This window comes from Alteromonas sp. Mac1 (assembly GCF_001562125.1).
Lineage (GTDB): Bacteria > Pseudomonadota > Gammaproteobacteria > Enterobacterales > Alteromonadaceae > Alteromonas > Alteromonas stellipolaris.
In genome coordinates this window covers 2,055,215-2,070,877 of sequence record NZ_CP013932.1, presented here as the reverse complement: position 1 = coordinate 2,070,877, position 15,663 = coordinate 2,055,215, and the positions used below count along the sequence as shown (strand labels likewise).

The 15,663-nt window shown below is 43.6% G+C and carries 18 protein-coding genes and 4 tRNA genes; 15 read left to right on the top strand and 7 right to left on the bottom strand.

Annotated elements, in window-relative coordinates:
* Positions 1-24: 24 nt before the first annotated feature.
* The 12 genes from ybgC (at position 25) to AV939_RS08765 (ending at position 7,508) form a co-directional block, all read left to right on the top strand.
* Entirely contained in the window at positions 25-423 is a 399-nt protein-coding gene (gene ybgC / locus AV939_RS08820) for a tol-pal system-associated acyl-CoA thioesterase (protein WP_057792962.1), read from the top strand.
* Positions 413-1,105, top strand: coding sequence for a protein TolQ (gene tolQ / locus AV939_RS08815; RefSeq protein ID WP_057792960.1), 693 nt, complete (start codon positions 413-415; stop codon positions 1,103-1,105). The genes ybgC and tolQ overlap by 11 nt, the downstream gene beginning before the upstream one ends.
* A 48-nt stretch (positions 1,106-1,153) precedes the next feature.
* The gene (gene tolR / locus AV939_RS08810; protein ID WP_057792958.1) at positions 1,154-1,579 is read left to right on the top strand and encodes a protein TolR; all 426 of its coding nucleotides are present in this window, start codon (positions 1,154-1,156) and stop codon (positions 1,577-1,579) included.
* A gap of 8 nt (positions 1,580-1,587) precedes the next feature.
* A complete protein-coding gene (gene tolA, locus AV939_RS08805; RefSeq protein ID WP_057792956.1) occupies positions 1,588-2,367 on the top strand; it encodes a cell envelope integrity protein TolA in 780 nt (259 codons plus the stop codon).
* 4 nt (positions 2,368-2,371) lie between these two features.
* Positions 2,372-3,727 (top strand): Tol-Pal system beta propeller repeat protein TolB, encoded by a 1,356-nt coding sequence (gene tolB / locus AV939_RS08800; protein ID WP_057792953.1) that lies wholly within the window; start codon positions 2,372-2,374, stop codon positions 3,725-3,727.
* Positions 3,728-3,767: 40 nt separating this feature from the next.
* Complete coding sequence (gene pal / locus AV939_RS08795; RefSeq protein ID WP_057792951.1) at positions 3,768-4,334, top strand: peptidoglycan-associated lipoprotein Pal; 567 nt, start codon at positions 3,768-3,770, stop codon at positions 4,332-4,334.
* Positions 4,334-5,122: a tol-pal system protein YbgF gene (gene ybgF, locus AV939_RS08790; protein ID WP_057792949.1), complete on the top strand. Its 789-nt coding sequence runs from the start codon at positions 4,334-4,336 to the stop codon at positions 5,120-5,122. The genes pal and ybgF overlap by 1 nt, the downstream gene beginning before the upstream one ends.
* Positions 5,123-5,457: 335 nt before the next feature.
* Positions 5,458-5,533 (top strand) — tRNA-Lys (locus tag AV939_RS08785).
* Between the two features lie 24 nt (positions 5,534-5,557).
* Positions 5,558-5,633 (top strand) — tRNA-Lys (locus AV939_RS08780).
* A 95-nt stretch (positions 5,634-5,728) separates the two neighbouring features.
* A tRNA-Lys gene (locus tag AV939_RS08775) sits at positions 5,729-5,804 on the top strand.
* Between the two features lie 376 nt (positions 5,805-6,180).
* Positions 6,181-7,236 carry a quinolinate synthase NadA gene (gene nadA / locus AV939_RS08770; RefSeq protein ID WP_057792947.1) on the top strand — a complete coding sequence of 352 codons (1,056 nt, stop codon included), beginning with the start codon at positions 6,181-6,183 and terminating at the stop codon, positions 7,234-7,236.
* A 182-nt stretch (positions 7,237-7,418) separates the two neighbouring features.
* Positions 7,419-7,508, top strand: a tRNA-Ser gene (locus tag AV939_RS08765).
* Between the two features lie 139 nt (positions 7,509-7,647).
* Here the strand turns inward: AV939_RS08765 and AV939_RS08760 are convergent.
* Positions 7,648-8,082: a DUF1499 domain-containing protein gene (locus AV939_RS08760; RefSeq protein WP_057792945.1), complete on the bottom strand. Its 435-nt coding sequence runs from the start codon at positions 8,080-8,082 to the stop codon at positions 7,648-7,650.
* A 273-nt stretch (positions 8,083-8,355) separates the two neighbouring features.
* Between AV939_RS08760 and AV939_RS08755 the strand changes: the two genes are divergently transcribed.
* On the top strand, positions 8,356-8,736 hold the full coding sequence (locus AV939_RS08755; RefSeq protein ID WP_057792943.1) for a glutaredoxin domain-containing protein: 381 nt from the start codon (positions 8,356-8,358) through the stop codon (positions 8,734-8,736).
* 60 nt (positions 8,737-8,796) lie between these two features.
* Here the strand turns inward: AV939_RS08755 and AV939_RS08750 are convergent, their stop codons facing one another.
* Positions 8,797-10,500, bottom strand: coding sequence for a protein adenylyltransferase SelO (locus AV939_RS08750; protein WP_057792941.1), 1,704 nt, complete (start codon positions 10,498-10,500; stop codon positions 8,797-8,799).
* A gap of 281 nt (positions 10,501-10,781) precedes the next feature.
* Here AV939_RS08750 and AV939_RS08745 point away from each other — a divergent pair, with 281 nt between their 5' ends.
* Positions 10,782-12,293: a GGDEF domain-containing protein gene (locus AV939_RS08745; RefSeq protein ID WP_057792939.1), complete on the top strand. Its 1,512-nt coding sequence runs from the start codon at positions 10,782-10,784 to the stop codon at positions 12,291-12,293.
* A 46-nt stretch (positions 12,294-12,339) separates the two neighbouring features.
* Positions 12,340-12,696 carry a HopJ type III effector protein gene (locus tag AV939_RS08740; RefSeq protein WP_057792937.1) on the top strand — a complete coding sequence of 119 codons (357 nt, stop codon included), beginning with the start codon at positions 12,340-12,342 and terminating at the stop codon, positions 12,694-12,696.
* A gap of 7 nt (positions 12,697-12,703) precedes the next feature.
* Here the strand turns inward: AV939_RS08740 and map are convergent, their stop codons facing one another.
* The 5 genes from map to AV939_RS08715 form a co-directional block, all read right to left on the bottom strand.
* Positions 12,704-13,471 (bottom strand): type I methionyl aminopeptidase, encoded by a 768-nt coding sequence (map, locus tag AV939_RS08735; protein ID WP_057792935.1) that lies wholly within the window; start codon positions 13,469-13,471, stop codon positions 12,704-12,706.
* A complete protein-coding gene (locus AV939_RS08730; protein ID WP_057792933.1) occupies positions 13,464-13,670 on the bottom strand; it encodes a ParD-like family protein in 207 nt (68 codons plus the stop codon). The genes map and AV939_RS08730 overlap by 8 nt, the downstream gene beginning before the upstream one ends.
* A 155-nt stretch (positions 13,671-13,825) precedes the next feature.
* Positions 13,826-14,059, bottom strand: coding sequence for a hypothetical protein (locus AV939_RS08725; protein ID WP_057792931.1), 234 nt, complete (start codon positions 14,057-14,059; stop codon positions 13,826-13,828).
* A gap of 60 nt (positions 14,060-14,119) precedes the next feature.
* Positions 14,120-14,797 carry a hypothetical protein gene (locus tag AV939_RS08720; protein WP_057792929.1) on the bottom strand — a complete coding sequence of 226 codons (678 nt, stop codon included), beginning with the start codon at positions 14,795-14,797 and terminating at the stop codon, positions 14,120-14,122.
* Between the two features lie 168 nt (positions 14,798-14,965).
* Complete coding sequence (locus AV939_RS08715; protein WP_057792927.1) at positions 14,966-15,652, bottom strand: HupE/UreJ family protein; 687 nt, start codon at positions 15,650-15,652, stop codon at positions 14,966-14,968.
* Positions 15,653-15,663: the final 11 nt, after the last annotated feature.

Here is a 15,663-nt window from a genome sequence, read left to right as displayed (position 1 = left end):
TTTATTGACGGTGAAAGAATATTTATGCATTTACACCAAGTAAGAGTGTATTACGAAGATACCGACGCAGGGGGCATTGTCTATTATGCCAACTACCTTAAGTTTATGGAGAGGGCTAGAACCGAGTGGCTTAGAGCCCTTGGCTTCGAACAAGATATATTAATGGAACAATCGGTGGCTTTTGTCGTCAAACGCGTTGAAATGCATAACTATGCGCCTGCTCGATTCAATGACCTGTTGAGTATTGAAACGCAGGTTGTAGAATTGAAAGGAGCGAGTATGACGTTTCAACAAACCATTAAAAATAAACAAGATGTAACTTTAGTATCTGCTGATATTCAAGTTGCTTGTGTCAGTCTAGATAGTATGAAGCCTAGACGACTACCACGTACACTGTTAGGGGAAATAACGCGTGTCATCTGATCTTACTTTTATCGGCCTATTTTTGCAGGCCAGCTTTATTGTTCAACTTGTTATGTTGCTGTTGCTAGGCGTATCAGTCGCGTCGTGGACATTTATCTTCCAGCGTAGTAAAGCGCTTTCAAGTGCACGAGAAGAGATGCGTCAGTTTGAAGACAAGTTTTGGTCGGGCGCTGATTTAAATCGACTTTATCAAGAGCTTTCTGCTCGCCCTAACTTATCAGGTATTGGCACTATTTTTTGTGCTGGCTTCAAAGAATTTGTCCGCTTACGCAAATCAAGTACCGGTACCAATGCTATTGTAGACGGTACTTACCGTTCAATGCGCGTAACTATGTCTCGCCAAGTGGAAGAATTAGAAAGTCGTCTTCCGTTTTTAGCTACTGCTGGTTCTATTAGCCCGTATATCGGCCTATTTGGTACGGTTTGGGGGATCATGAACGCCTTTATCGCATTAGGTGAAGTACAACAAGCTACGCTAGCTATGGTTGCACCAGGTATTGCTGAAGCCCTTATTGCAACGGCAATTGGCTTATTTGCGGCCATTCCTGCGGTTATTGCGTATAACCGTTTTAGTCACCAAGTTGAAAAACTGGAAAACAGCTACGGTAACTTCATGGAAGAGTTTTCTGCCATTCTTCACCGTCAGGCGGTATCTGGTCAAGCTCAGCAACCGCAAGCGTAAACGCGAACATAGAAGCGAGCTTAGCTCACTGGTGAGAGAGGAATAATTATGTATGTAAGAAAACGCCGTAGGCCGGTTTCTGAAATTAACGTAGTGCCCTACATCGATGTGATGTTGGTGCTACTAATTATCTTTATGGTTACGGCTCCGCTTATTTCGCAAGGGGTGAAAGTTGATTTACCTAAAGCGAGTGCGAACCCTATTGAACAAGAAGATAATCCACCTATTATAGCGTCAGTAGACGTTAAAGGCCGCTACTTTCTTAACGTAGGAGACGACCAAGAGTCGCCTCTGGCGCAAGAAGACTTAGCAGCCTTAGTACAAGCTCAGCTACAAAAAGATCCTAATACGCCAGTGGTAGTAAAAGGAGATGGGCAAGTTGCTTATAATGAAGTCATTCAACTTATGGTGTTATTGCAAGGCGCAGGTGTGCCTTCTGTAGGTTTAATGACAGATCCTGTTGAGCCAGAGTAGGTTTATTGATGACTGCAAGTTCTGTTGGCATTTATAAATCTATCGCACTGCACCTAGGTGTAGCTGCAGTGTTGCTAATTAGCGTCAGCTTTTCACCTTCTCCCTTGCCCACAATGGCCACAAATGCGCCGGTTATTGAAGCTACCTTTATTGATGCTCAAGCCATCGCTGATACCAAGCGAGAACAAGCGCAAGCAGAAGCGCAAGCACGAGAGGTAGAAGCGCAAAGAAAGAAGAAGGAAGCTCAGGCAGCTGCAGCAAAGCGTAAAAGGGCAGCAGAGGCTAAGCAAGCTAGAGAGAAGAAACAAGCTGAAGAAGCAGAATTCAAACGTCAAAAAGAGCTAGAGCAGTTAGCCGCGCAAAAGGAACAAGAACGTAAGGAGCGTGAAGCTAAGGCGAAAGCAGATGCAGAGCGTAAGAAAAAAGAAGCCGCAGAAAATGCTGAGATGGAGAGAATTATGCAAGAGCAACTTGCGAAAGAGCAGGCGGCTCAGCAACAACGAAGACATGCACAAGTTCTGACTGAAGTAGAGCGTTATACCGCGTTAATTCAGCAAACGATAAAACGGAACTTGTACGACGATGACAGCTTCAAAGGTAAGGTATGTAGATTGAATATCAAGTTGGCTACCACAGGTTATGTGACTAGCATACGTATCTTAGGCGGGCACGATGCCTTGTGCAGAGCGGCGGAAAGTGCCGTACGCCGCGCAGAAGAACTGCCAGTATCGGATGCGGCCGACGTCTATGAGCAATTAAAAGATATTAACTTAAAAGTGGAACTGTAGTGCAATGAAAAAAACAGGTTTATGGATAGCCGCCATCGCGATGGTATTTAGTGCCAAGGTGTTCGCGACGTTAGAAATCGTGATCACTGAAGGCATAAACAGCGCTCGACCTATTGGCGTAGTGCCGTTTAAGTGGAAAGGTGCAGGCACATTGCCTAGCGATATTTCTGAAGTCATCATGGCAGACCTGATGCGTAGTGGTAAATTTAGCCCGGTAGCAACAAGTAAAATGCCACAAATGCCTGAAACCGCTGATGAGGTTAACTACTCGGCGTGGGCGTCACTTGGCGTTGATACTGTGTTGGTAGGTAGTATTGAACCTGAAGGGGCCGATAAATATTTAGTATCTTACCAATTGGTCGATGTACTAAAAGGTCAGCTAGACGGTGGCCAGTCTCAGGTATTGAAAAATGGTGAGTTAGTCGTAAGTAACGAACACGTTATTGCGGCGCGACAGTCTATTATTAGCCCTAGAGATTTCAGACAATATGCACATCGCATTAGTGATGTAGTGTACGAGAAATTGACAGGCGTACGCGGTGCATTCTTAACACGTATTGCTTATGTTATTGTACGTGACAGAGATGCGTACGAAAAACCTTACCAGCTAGTAATTGCTGACTATGATGGAGAGAACGAAACGCGTTTGTTGTCTTCACCAGAGCCATTGATGTCTCCGGTTTGGTCACCAGACGGTGAAAAGTTAGCGTATGTAAGTTTTGAAAACCGTAGACCTCAAATATTTATACAAGATATTTATACGAGTAAACGTACAACAGTTACCGATTTCCCTGGAATTAACGGAAGCCCTGCGTTTTCACCAGATGGCAAGCAACTTGCAATGGTTTTGTCGAAAGATGGGAACCCAGAGATCTATGTTATGGATCTTGCGACGAAAAATTTGACTAGAGTAACGCGCAATCGCGCCATCGATACAGAGCCTTCATGGCTACCTGACGGTAGTGGTTTAATTTTTAGCTCTGAACGGGGTGGTAAACCCCAGATATATAGCGTAAATTTAAATTCTAGAAAGGTAAGACGCGTTACTTTTGTAGGCGAACAGAACTTGGGTGCAACATTAACGCCCGACGGTAAGCAGATGGTAGTGGTTAATCAAACCAATGGAAACTACCATATTGCTAAACAGGCATTAGACGGCGGCTCTCCTCAGGTTCTAACAAGAACCTTTCTGGACGAGTCTCCTAGTGTAGCGCCTAACGGTAGTATGATTATTTATAGTACCCTTCATGAAGGGACACAAGTACTTTCACTTGTTTCACTTGATGGGCGCTTTAAAGCCAGATTGCCGGCAGCCGATGGGCAAGTGAAATCGCCAAGTTGGTCACCATTTTTGTTCTAACAATTGAAATATCAAACAATAACATTTAAGGATTAGTAGGATGCAAATGAATAAATTAATGAAGAGCTTCATTATCGCCTTGCCAGTGGTGACCATGATGGCCTGTTCGTCTGGCCCTAGCGAAGAAGAGCTAGCCGCTGAACGTAACCGTCTTGCACAAGAACAAGCACAAGCAGAGCAAGATGCTCGTCAAGCTGAAGCTCAGCGCGTAGAAGCAGAAGCGGCTCAACGCATGAAGCGTTCAGAAGAAATGGTTCAACAAGAAATGGAAGCGTTGAAAAACGAACAAACCGTTTACTTCGATTTTGACCGCGCTAGCATCAAACCAGAATTCCAACGTTTACTTGATAAACACGCGGCATTTTTGGTGAAAAACCCAAGCATGAAGGTGACTATTGAAGGTCACACTGATAGCCGTGGTACGCCAGAGTATAACATTGCTCTTGGTGAGCGCCGTGCACAGTCTGTTGAAACTTACCTAATGAACGCTGGTGTAAGCAGCAGCCAAATTATGGTTGTTTCATACGGTGAGGAAAAATCTGCGGTAATGGGTTCAACTGAATACGCATTCGCGCAAAATCGTCGCGGAGTGGTTGTTTACCGATAATGGCTTTTACAGCAATTAAATCTATTAAAGCAGGCGTCACCTTGTGTGCCGCCTTTGCTATTTCAAGTTCGGCCTTTGCACAGGCGCCAGTGGTAGATGCCAATGGCGGCAGCAATCTTGAACAGCGAATTGCTGTTTTAGAGCGCATTGTTAAAAGCCGAACTGAAATGCAGCACCGTTTACAAACCCAATTGGACAACATGCAAAGTGAAGTTGACCAATTGCGAGGGTCTGTTGAAGTTAATACCAACGAGCTGGAAAAGGTGCTAGAACGTCAACGTGAATTGTATCTTGAGATAGATAAGCGTGTTGAGGCACTTAAACAAGGCGGTTTAGCTAACGCTGGTGGCGCTGGCGCCTCGCTAAGTAATTCTGCAGGGGTTACCCCCTCTACAGGCTCATCATCCCCACAAGAGGGTGAGGACGAAGCGTATGACAGTGCTGTTAATCTTATTCTGAAATCTCGTGAGTACGATAAAGCAATTCCCGCTTTTCAGTCGTTCATACAACGGTTTCCGAATAGTGAATATGCGCCAAATGCGCACTACTGGCTTGGTCAGCTGTTGTTTAACAAACAGCAATGGGATGACGCTATCGAACAATTTAATATCGTATCTAACCGTTTCTCTGATTCAGTGAAACGTCCAGATGCATTATTGAAGTTAGGTGTCATTGCCGAACGTACCGGCGACAGTAGCGGGGCACGAAATTTCTTTCAGCAAGTAATAAGTGAATACCCTAATTCTTCTGCAAAGCGGTTAGCGGAATCTAGATTAAATAATCTATAATGAAAAAACCTCTCGTAACGAGAGGTTTTTTTTCTCCCTTTTGAAATTTTATACCTCACTTGTACTGAACCAGTCACAATATTTATGAGTATATTTTCAAAGAAATTCCAAAAAACACGCATTTTTTTAGGCTTAATTCGGTAGTAATTTTTCGGTCAAAAAAAGTTTAATGCAGGTTTTGTGGTAGGAATTATGCGCGATTTGTGTTGATTTTGAGCGGTTGAATGCTTTTTACTACAAAAATCAAAATAAAAACGCCTTTTGGGTTGCGTCAGAAAAAAATCTGAGTATTATATGCCGCCGTTGCCAAGACACAGGCAACATCAGGAAAGATTGGGTCGTTAGCTCAGCTGGTAGAGCAGTTGACTTTTAATCAATTGGTCGCTGGTTCGAATCCAGCACGACCCACCAATTCTTCTCCTGGCTCCAAATGACGGGTCGTTAGCTCAGCTGGTAGAGCAGTTGACTTTTAATCAATTGGTCGCTGGTTCGAATCCAGCACGACCCACCATCATTTGAAAGCGAAATACAATCAAGCTAATACCAATAGCTTGTTTTCTCACCGCTTCATTTGTGAATGTGTGAGTAGTAAATGTGTTATTTGATGGGTCGTTAGCTCAGCTGGTAGAGCAGTTGACTTTTAATCAATTGGTCGCTGGTTCGAATCCAGCACGACCCACCATCAACTCCAAATGTGCTTTCTACCAAGCCTCAAATTCGAAAATCGTTATCTTCACGAATACCTTCTACCGATACTTAGCTAAGTTAAGCCCGCTACAGCGCGAAAATATACAAGTTAAATTCTTCTGCTTTTACAAACTTGCGACTACTAACTAAATCTTAAAAAATTAAATATCAACTTTAATAAAATTCCAAAAGACTAAATACCAATTCATATCAATTCGCGTAAACGCTTTACGGCAAATTCTTTTATCTGTGATTCAGTTTTTTAGGATGGCATGGTTGAAAATTAGTCAATTGTCCTTAACTAAGTAGTATGTATTTTTTATGACAGTCGGGTATAATCCACGCCCTTGTCACAACCGAGATGTAGGTCAATGTCAGTAGCCTTTCGAGTGGAACAGGTTGAGTATCCTTTTCCCGCTAAACCACAGCCATTATCAGATGCCCGTAGAGCGGCGCTTAAAGCTGAGATTAAATCTTTGCTTAAACAGCGAAACGCCGTACTGGTTGCGCATTACTATACCGATCCTGAAATTCAGGCACTAGCGGAAGAAACTGGTGGTTGTGTAGCTGACTCATTAGAAATGGCGCGCTTTGGTCGTGACGCAGAAGAACAAACCCTTATCGTGGCAGGCGTTCGCTTCATGGGCGAAACCGCAAAAATTCTTAGCCCAGAAAAAACGGTGCTAATGCCAACATTGGAAGCAACCTGTTCACTAGACATTGGTTGCCCTATAGAAGAATTCAGTGCGTTTTGTGATGCACATCCTGATCATACTGTTGTGGTATATGCCAATACCTCTGCCGCGGTTAAAGCCCGTGCCGACTGGGTGGTAACCTCTAGTATTGCGCTAGAGATTGTTGAGCACCTAGATAGCCAAGGCAAAAAGATTATTTGGGGCCCTGATCGTCATTTAGGTTCGTACATTGCCAAACAAACTGGCGCAGAAATGTTGATGTGGCAGGGCGAATGTATTGTTCATGATGAGTTCTCAGCACAAAAGCTTGCTGACATGAAAGCGCTGTACCCTAACGCGGCAGTATTGGTTCACCCTGAATCACCCGCCAGCGTGGTAGATATGGCCGACGCAGTAGGCTCAACCAGCCAACTGATCAAAGCATCGCAAACCATGGATAATGACACCTTCATTGTGGCTACCGATAAGGGCATTTTCTATAAAATGCAGCAACTCACGCCAAATAAAACATTTATCGAAGCACCTACTGGTGGAAACGGCGCAACCTGTAAGAGCTGTGCTCACTGCCCGTGGATGGCCATGAACGGCCTTGAGGCGATAAAAGCCTCGTTAGGGGTAACTTATGAAGGCCATGAGATCTTCGTTGACGACAGCCTGCGTGAGGGCGCTTTAATCCCACTTGACCGAATGCTTAACTTCTCGGAAGAATTAAAAGCAAAAGGCGGGCTATAACGCTTATTAAGGTAAAGGCGAGTAATAATTCAGCAGTTAGCGTGTTTTTTCGCGCAACGTCTTGATTAAGACGCTCGCTTTACCTAGTATACGCCCGCTCAAGATAAATTGTACGCGCGCTTCAGGCAAACGCCTTGGCAATATTTCGCCGTTTGCGTTCACCGCAAATAGCACAAAAATTTGGAGAGGTGGCTGAGTGGCTGAAGGCGCACGCCTGGAAAGTGTGTTTAGGGTTAAACCTAACGAGGGTTCGAATCCCTCTCTCTCCGCCAAATAAAAAAGCCCCGTTTCTTTGCCAAGAGCGGGGCTTTTTTGTGTTTGTAATTCTATGTTTTGTAAACACTATAGAATTAAAAATACAATCTTTTAAACATAAATCTTTTAGTTATTTGGGTTTTAAAGTTTTCAGTGTCACTGAGCGAACAACGCTTTAATATTTTTCATTCGCGCTTTGTTTACGCCAAGATCAGAAACTCCCAGCCGCGAAGCCGACCTAAAGTCAATCTGCGTTCCATCACCAGGCTTCTGTGAAAACAAAAATTCTACATCATCTACAAAACCAATTAATTGCGATCTGAATTCTACTCTTATGTAGTTATCTCGCTCCTCAACTATTGTGGTTCGAGGTAGAGAGTTAACAATGCTAACTATTTTTTCTCTCGCTGCCGCCCTTGAGCCCTTAAATAGGATAGGTGTCGTATCTTGAGACTCGTTATTCTTACTTCGGAAGCAGTTAGGAGTAATAGGGCAGTCGTTAAGGGCTTCGCCATTTACACCTAATTTAGTTGGGGTAACAGAGCAGCCTACAAGGGGTAATGAACAAATTAGCAAATACCGCTTTTTCATAATTTCTCTTTTTGTTTGAACATCACTTTATTTTACAATGAAAGATTAACATATGTTTTCTCCTGCTTTGCTATTCACCTGTCTGCGTGTTGTTTGGTGTTTAGCTCGTTAGTTGTAACGGCGAAAGTTCTAAAGGTGTAAGTCGTGCTTGCATAGTATGTTTCAAACTCAGGTTATCGAAACACTAAAATTAATAGCATCTTAATTATTAAAGGGCGGCACCAAGTAGTACAATCGCGTTTTTATTTCATCATTCGTTAGTAGAGCCGTAAAATGAAATTCTTTATAACCCTTATTCGTAACTTACTTGGGGCTATCATTGCTTTTGTCGATGTAATTACCCGTGGCACTAAGCTAAAACGTTCGCCAGAAAAACAAGTACAGGTTGCTGAAGAAAGCCAAAAATTGGCTTTATATCAGTTCTTTGGTTGTCCTTTCTGTATTAAAACTCGCCGGGCAATGTACAAATACAATGTGCCTATTCAAAAGCGGAATGTATCAGAGGGTTCGCCTTATAGAGAAGAGTTGTTACAGGGCGGCGGAAAAATTCAAACGCCATGTCTTCGAATTGAAAGTAACGATGGCGTTGAGTGGCTATATGATTCTAAAGCGATTATCGGCTACTTAGAAGCGCGCTTTGTTGAGGCAAAGTAACCGCTCGCAGTAGTATCTAACTTCACTGTAACTGCTGGCCCTACTTAAAGGGCTAACTCTCTACGAAGAACAGCTATAGTGAGAAATACCGCCAGCACCAAAATATTCTCGAGGGCGCAAACGGTAATAATCACTTTCTGTTTGCGCTGATTGTTCTTCGTAAGGCTTGGTAAGCACTTCTTGTAGTGCGTGAATACGATTGAAAGTACCCACTTCCGCCTCTTTATATGCCGGCACAACTAACCATTCACGCCAGGTAAATTTCGGGTTGGTAAGCTTCATTTTTGTCGCGACTTCGTTAATATCCCCCGACTTTTCAAGTTGAGCTCGCCAATCTTGCAGCCACCCATTCCACTGGGAAATCATGTCTTCTTTTAACGGAGCATAAAAACTCGTTTTCAGCGCATCAACAGTCGTAGGAAGGTTAGATAACTCTCTGAAAAAATGGTTATAGTCCACACCGGTACGCATCATTAAGTGCAACAGTTGCAGCAAAAGGTCATTGTCGTAAACCGCAAGCCCGAGTTTTGCGGCCCACATGTTATCCATTTTTTCTTGCATGACCGTGGCAAAGTTGCTGTTCACATCGCGCAATGCTTCTAGTTCCTCTGGTGCATCGGCAAGCAATGGCTCAATGGCGCGACAAAACATAGCAAAGTTCTTTTCTGCTGCTACAGGTTGGTTAAGAAACGAGAAGTGACGACCTCCGCCAGTCCATGGTTGGTAAGCAGGGTCGAATAACTCACAGAATCCGAACGGCCCATAATCTAATGTATATCCTCCCGCCGCGCAGTTGTCGCTATTGAAATTTCCTTGGCAGTAACCTACTCGAATCCAATGGGCGACAAGCGACGTAAGCCTGTCTTGAAACGCAGCGGCAAGGACAGCAAGCTGGCTTTCAAAGGGTTGTGTTGTATCGATGTCGTTTTTATATTCGCGTTCAATCAAGTGCGCTGTCAAAACCTGCAGCTCTTTTAAAGCCGTTGGATGTTCGATGCTTCTTGCCCGTCTTCCAAAAAGCTCTAGCTGACCCACGCGAATAAATGAAGGGGCGACGCGGGTTGAAATGGCCACAAGGTTTGGCACCATAACTTCTGGGTCTTGGGAGTTTGAGCCTTCTAAATACCAAGGCCTGTCGACAGTTTCCGACTGAGACATAAATAAACTAAGAGAACGAGAAGTAGGAATACCCAGTGCGTGCATATGTTCTTGTACTAAGAACTCTCGCACGCTGGAGCGCAATACCGCTCTGCCGTCTGCACCTCGGCAGTATGGTGTTCTTCCTGCGCCTTTCAACTGCATTTCAAAGCGCCTTCCATTGGTAACTGTTTCCAGCACAGAAAGGGCTCGACCATCTCCATAGCCATTTCCCGTTGAAAATGGACACTGCTGAATATATTCAGTGCCATAAATAGACAGTGCATAGCCAGTAGCCCATCCATAGGGCTTTATTTCAGAAGGGAGGGAAGACATGTCGCCCGAAAACAAGCGCATAAATTCAGGGGTGTGGGCAAGGCTATTATCAAACCCTAATTCTTCAAATAAAGTGTGGCTATGAGCAACATACGTGGGGTTTCCTATGGGGGTTGGTGTTACCGGTACATAATGCCCAGAGAATACCTGCCTTGGGTTATGCTCATTGCCATCATCTTGTGCTTGTGGGTCTGCCACTAGGCTGTTAAGAAATGAATAATCAACGTATTTTGCAAGGTCGCTAATAGTGTGAATTAGCTGTTCAGTTTTACTTTCTTGATCATCTATCATTGGCGACTCTTTAAAACGTTTGATTTAAACGGCATTGTACTACATATAAATATCGTTGCTTTAAACTGCGATGAGTATTTGACGTTGCAGCTGCATTGCAGTTGGGCGTGGCTGTACGCTAAGGCTCAATTAATCATTTTTTGAAAGATGTCGCAGGTGGTATTTTTATTGATTTCGGGTTATGTTAAAGAGCTTAGCAAGCGCATCTAGTTGGCTGGTGTATCCGCAACGTCAGCAGATGGGGTAAGGTCTCTTCGTAAAGTATTCTTAAGGCGATCCCATTGTTGGAAACCCCCGATATTAGTGATGAAAGTTCACGCATTAATCTCCCACTTGGTAATACTTTTATCAGGTTCTCACCTCTTACCATGTGGCGGGCCGGTTCAAAGCCACGAGCAGTGCTGCTGCTGTGGTTAGCGCTATGTGTAATTATCATACCCTCTGGTATCTTAACCAGAGTCTTTGAATGGACAGGTATTGCGGTCGACCTAGGTACGACCTCTATTTACCTTACCATTTATATTCCTATGTTGTTTTGTGTACCCTTAGTAATGTGGTTTGGCTTTTTGTGGGCTGCCATACCCGCTTATTTCTCCACATTTTGCGTAGCGCTTTTTGGCGGTATGCCGATAGAGTGGATTGTTGTTTTTGCATTCGCTAATCCAATTGGTCTGGCGATGTACGCCATGTTTTACCGGACAACTCCGATAAGCAAAGATTTGAATAACCTAGAGTCTTTGGTGGGCTTTTTCATGATTGCCTTGGTGGCGTCATTGGCCGGCTCTATCGGCGCATTTATCTGGGCTTTAACCAATAATGTAGGGTTAAATGTCGCTTACCCTGTATGGTTAGGCTGGTGGTTTGGCGGCTGGCTGCAAAGCTGCCTGATAGTCGCCCCAATTTTGTACTTTTTTGGTCCTGCGGTGCAGCGGCAGTTAGCCGAGGTTAAAAACAGTAGTCTCAAGTTGAACAATGCCAAAGGCTCCATTATTGCGATGATAAGTGGCTTTATTATCGTAGTACTGTGCTTTGTTGGTGCTGGACGCTATATCAGCCTGCAACAAATGGCCTCTATCGACTGGGCAAGCGGCCAAACTATGAGTTTAATGCAAGCACAAAACACCGTAGATAGTTTGTCATATCCGCTTTTCATCTTACTCGCGGTGATATTGGCGCTATCTTATTTAGGTTACCGAGCTATGATTTCCTGGTATGACACAATAAAAGGTGTCAATCAAAAACTGTCAGAGAAGAACAAGCAACTGATCAACCTAGTTAGTTTAGATCCGTTATCCGGTTTATATAATAGGCGTAAAGTATTCGAGCAACTGGAATGTGAATACAACCGTTCGTTGCGGTCACAAGGCACACTCAGCATCATTATGGTCGATGTTGATAAATTTAAGCGAGTCAATGACACCTATGGCCACTTAGTGGGAGATACGGTTATCAAAGCGATTGCCGACACCATTCAAGTTACCTTGCGGGATTATGACACCCTGGGTCGTTTTGGCGGCGAGGAGTTTATTGCTATTTTGCCCAGTACTTCATGCCAACAAGCACAGATCATTGCCGAGCGGGTAAGAGCGGCAGTGAGTAAGCTGGAGATTGTCTTGGATAACACATCACAGGTGCTCCAAGTTACCGTTAGTTTAGGTGTCGCTACCTTAGCGTCGACCGACAGCAAAGCGGAATCTATTATCGATAGAGCCGATAAAGCGCTGCTACAAGCCAAAGAGAATGGCCGTAATCAAGTAGTGTTCGGTGGCGATCAGACTAACTCAACCCTATAAATGCGATTTTAACTCTCTTTTTTCAGTTCAGATACGGAATTTTCTTATGAAATACAACGATGTTCATGCACTAACAAAGCACCTTAATGACTCTCCTGAAAGCGTTGAGTTTGCTGATGTTATTGCGCTTATCGATAATGCCTTTACTTTCACGCCAACGGCTTTTATCAATGGCGAAGTAAGCAACGATGCTAACCAAAACAATGGTTCGTGCAAGTTACTTGCGTTAGGACAGTATCTTCAGCTTACCCAAGGGCAAACGTTAGCGTTGTTTGGTGGCTTCTATCGCGATGACGTTTTAAAGAATCCTGATGGTGATGATCACGCGAATATTCGTAATTTTATGAAGTCGGGCCATGAAGGCGTGAGTTTTAAGACATTTCCGCTATTCATTAAAGGCTAGCTATTTATTAGCGTTCAGAAGCCCTTAACGTTAGTACTTCTGCGCCTGTCGCTGTTACCAAGACCGTGTGTTCCCATTGAGCAGATAGCTTCTTATCTCTTGTCACAACGGTCCAACCGTCTTTTTTGAGCTTCGTTTTATAAGTTCCTTGATTAATCATGGGCTCTATTGTGAATGTCATGCCTGCTTCCAATTTCAGCCCAGTTCCCGCGCTACCTACATGGAGAATTTGAGGCTCTTCATGCATTTCCTTTCCAATGCCGTGGCCACAATAATCGCGAACAACACTATAACCATGTTTCTGCGCATGCTGTTGAATAGCAAAGCCAATATCACCAATTGTCGAGCCGTGCTTAACGGTGTTTATGCCTTTCCACATTGCTTCATACGTTACATCAACTAATTTACTCGCTATGGGTGAAACAGTGCCGATAGCGTACATCTTGCTGCTATCCGCAATGTAACCATTTTTTTCAAGGGTAATATCTATGTTGACGATATCGCCATTCTTGAGCTTTTTGGCAGCAGAAGGAACGCCATGACAAACTACGTCATTCACAGAGCTATTAAGCACAAATTGATACCCGTATTGCCCTTTACTTGCGGGTCTCGCATTAAGGCAATCAACAATGTACCGCTCTACAAAGCTATCAATTTCAAGCGTGGTAATACCCGGGGCAATAAAACTATCGAGTTCGCTGAAAACCTTTGCCAGTAATTTGCCAGATTCACGCATGAGTGAAATTTCACTTGGCGATTTTACAAGGTTATTCACTGACTAACCTTACTGAAAATACATTTTGAGAACGCATCTCCAAATCAATGATCTGTTCGTAAGATAATTTTGGGTTTTGCTCTGCTAACCTACCGACTTTCATCCAAAATTCTGCTTGCGAATTAATAGAGCGTTCCATAACCGCGCTGGTTTTACGCACCTCTTCGTGCAAAGCATCAGATATTTTAACTATTCCCATAATTAATCCATAGAGTATATGTAATGCTACATAATGTAATACTATGCGTATATTGTCTACTGCTAGGTTTGTGTATCTCTTTGAAGCACACAGATGTAATCTAGTGCGACACTTTTTGTCGCATGTGTTATTTATGCTGAAAAGCGATTCCAATATTAGGTCGATGACTTTGAGCGCATTTCAGCGAAAATTAGTACGCCTTGTGTGCCTCTAATGTGGTTGGTTTGCACTAATGGATTTTTCAAAGCATGAATTAACGCATCACAAAGCGTTTCATCACTTTGAGCCACGCCAACGCCAAGGGCGGTATCACCTTCAAGTGATAGAATGTGGCTAAAATCGTTGATATCTACATTGATGTAACCTGTGCTGGTTAGCATGGTTAGCATGGTTTTCGTGGCGAAGGGCAGGAGCACTGAATCTAAAACGCACTATCTAAAAGGCACTATCTAAAAAGGGACTTTGGTTATCACTTTGCCATCTACCGCACGAAACATTTCTTTATGTTCTTTCCAGTAGCCGCTTACCGTAACCCTAACGGTAATAGGCCCTTGTTCAATATTCATAAAGTAAAAGCCATGATAGCCTGCAAAAGGCGTTGTGAAAGCGCCGCTTTGGGTAGTACCTTCACCTCTGGCGTAGGCCATTTCAAACCCTTCAGGGTAGTTCGTAGCGTCTTGGCTTGAGGGGTGGCCATGAAAATCGTAATACACGCCTTCGCCACTAGGATTGAGTACTTCCCAGCTATACACGAATGTACTATCAGCGGGCATAATGAATTTATGTTCTATTTCGCCGTAGTCTTCAATTTCAATATCAAAGGTTTCTGATTTAAACGGTGTATCTTCAAGGTGAATAAGCCCCTGTACCGACTCGTTTATGCGCTCGGGGGTGGGATCGTATTCGCCAATGTTAAATGACAACGTTAAGTCTTGTGCATCAAAACGATTAGTGTTTTTTTCTTGTGAAAGCTCAGTTTCTGTCGCATCATTTTTAGCGATGTTCACAAGGCCGAGTGTACTGCCTAAACCTGTAGGGTCGATGCCATATTCTGCGGGCAAAATAGCCACCACTAAAATAGCGCCAGCGGCGACGGTGGTGAGTATTATTTTGTTCAACAATGTCATTATTTATTTTTCCTTCACTGCGTTTTTTTCTCGCCGTACTATTAATGCTTTCTTTTGTCGTTATCTGTACTGTTTTTTAAGCATTTTTCAGGGCATCTTTTATGCTATTGGCTTTCCCCAAATGCATTACTTAAATGCGTTACCCAATAAATATCTCAAGCATGTCTCTTACATGTCAGCGCAACAAATAGCCGGAATGTGCATGCCGAACAATACAAGCCCAGCTCCAAATAGCCCTATATTTACAGTGTTTGAAATAGCTAGGTAGTGAGGCTGCTTACGTAACCAAGATAAGCTACTAAGCAAAATTACAAGAGCCAACAATTGGCCAATTTCGACACCCAAGTTAAATGCCAGCATGTTAGGTAATAGTCCGTTCGCTGACAGCGTTAAGTCTTGTAATTTACTTGAAAGCCCAAAACCATGGGCTAACCCAAAACCAAATACGGCTATTTTAGGGTTTAAAAAGCGAAACTCGCTTAGGTTTTCTAGAGCTTTATAACAAATAGACAAACCAATGATGGCATCAATAAGATAGGGGTTTACGTGAAGGCCAGACAGCACGCCAACCAGCAGTGTTATGGAGTGCCCTAAAGCAAAAAGGCTGACAAATATGGCTATATCGCGAAATTTCGATAAGAAGAAAATGACCCCCACAAGATAAAGCAGGTGGTCGTAGCCAGTTACCATATGTTTGGCGCCCAAATACATAAAAGGCCAAACGTGAACACCGAAGGCATTGGCTATAAAGCCTTGATCTTGTTGTGCTACACCATGGGCGAATACCCCCGGCGAAGCTAACAGTCCAGCTAAAAGCCCAGCTAAAAGAAAAGCTGACAGAGCCCGTGCACACATCAACCTCGTCA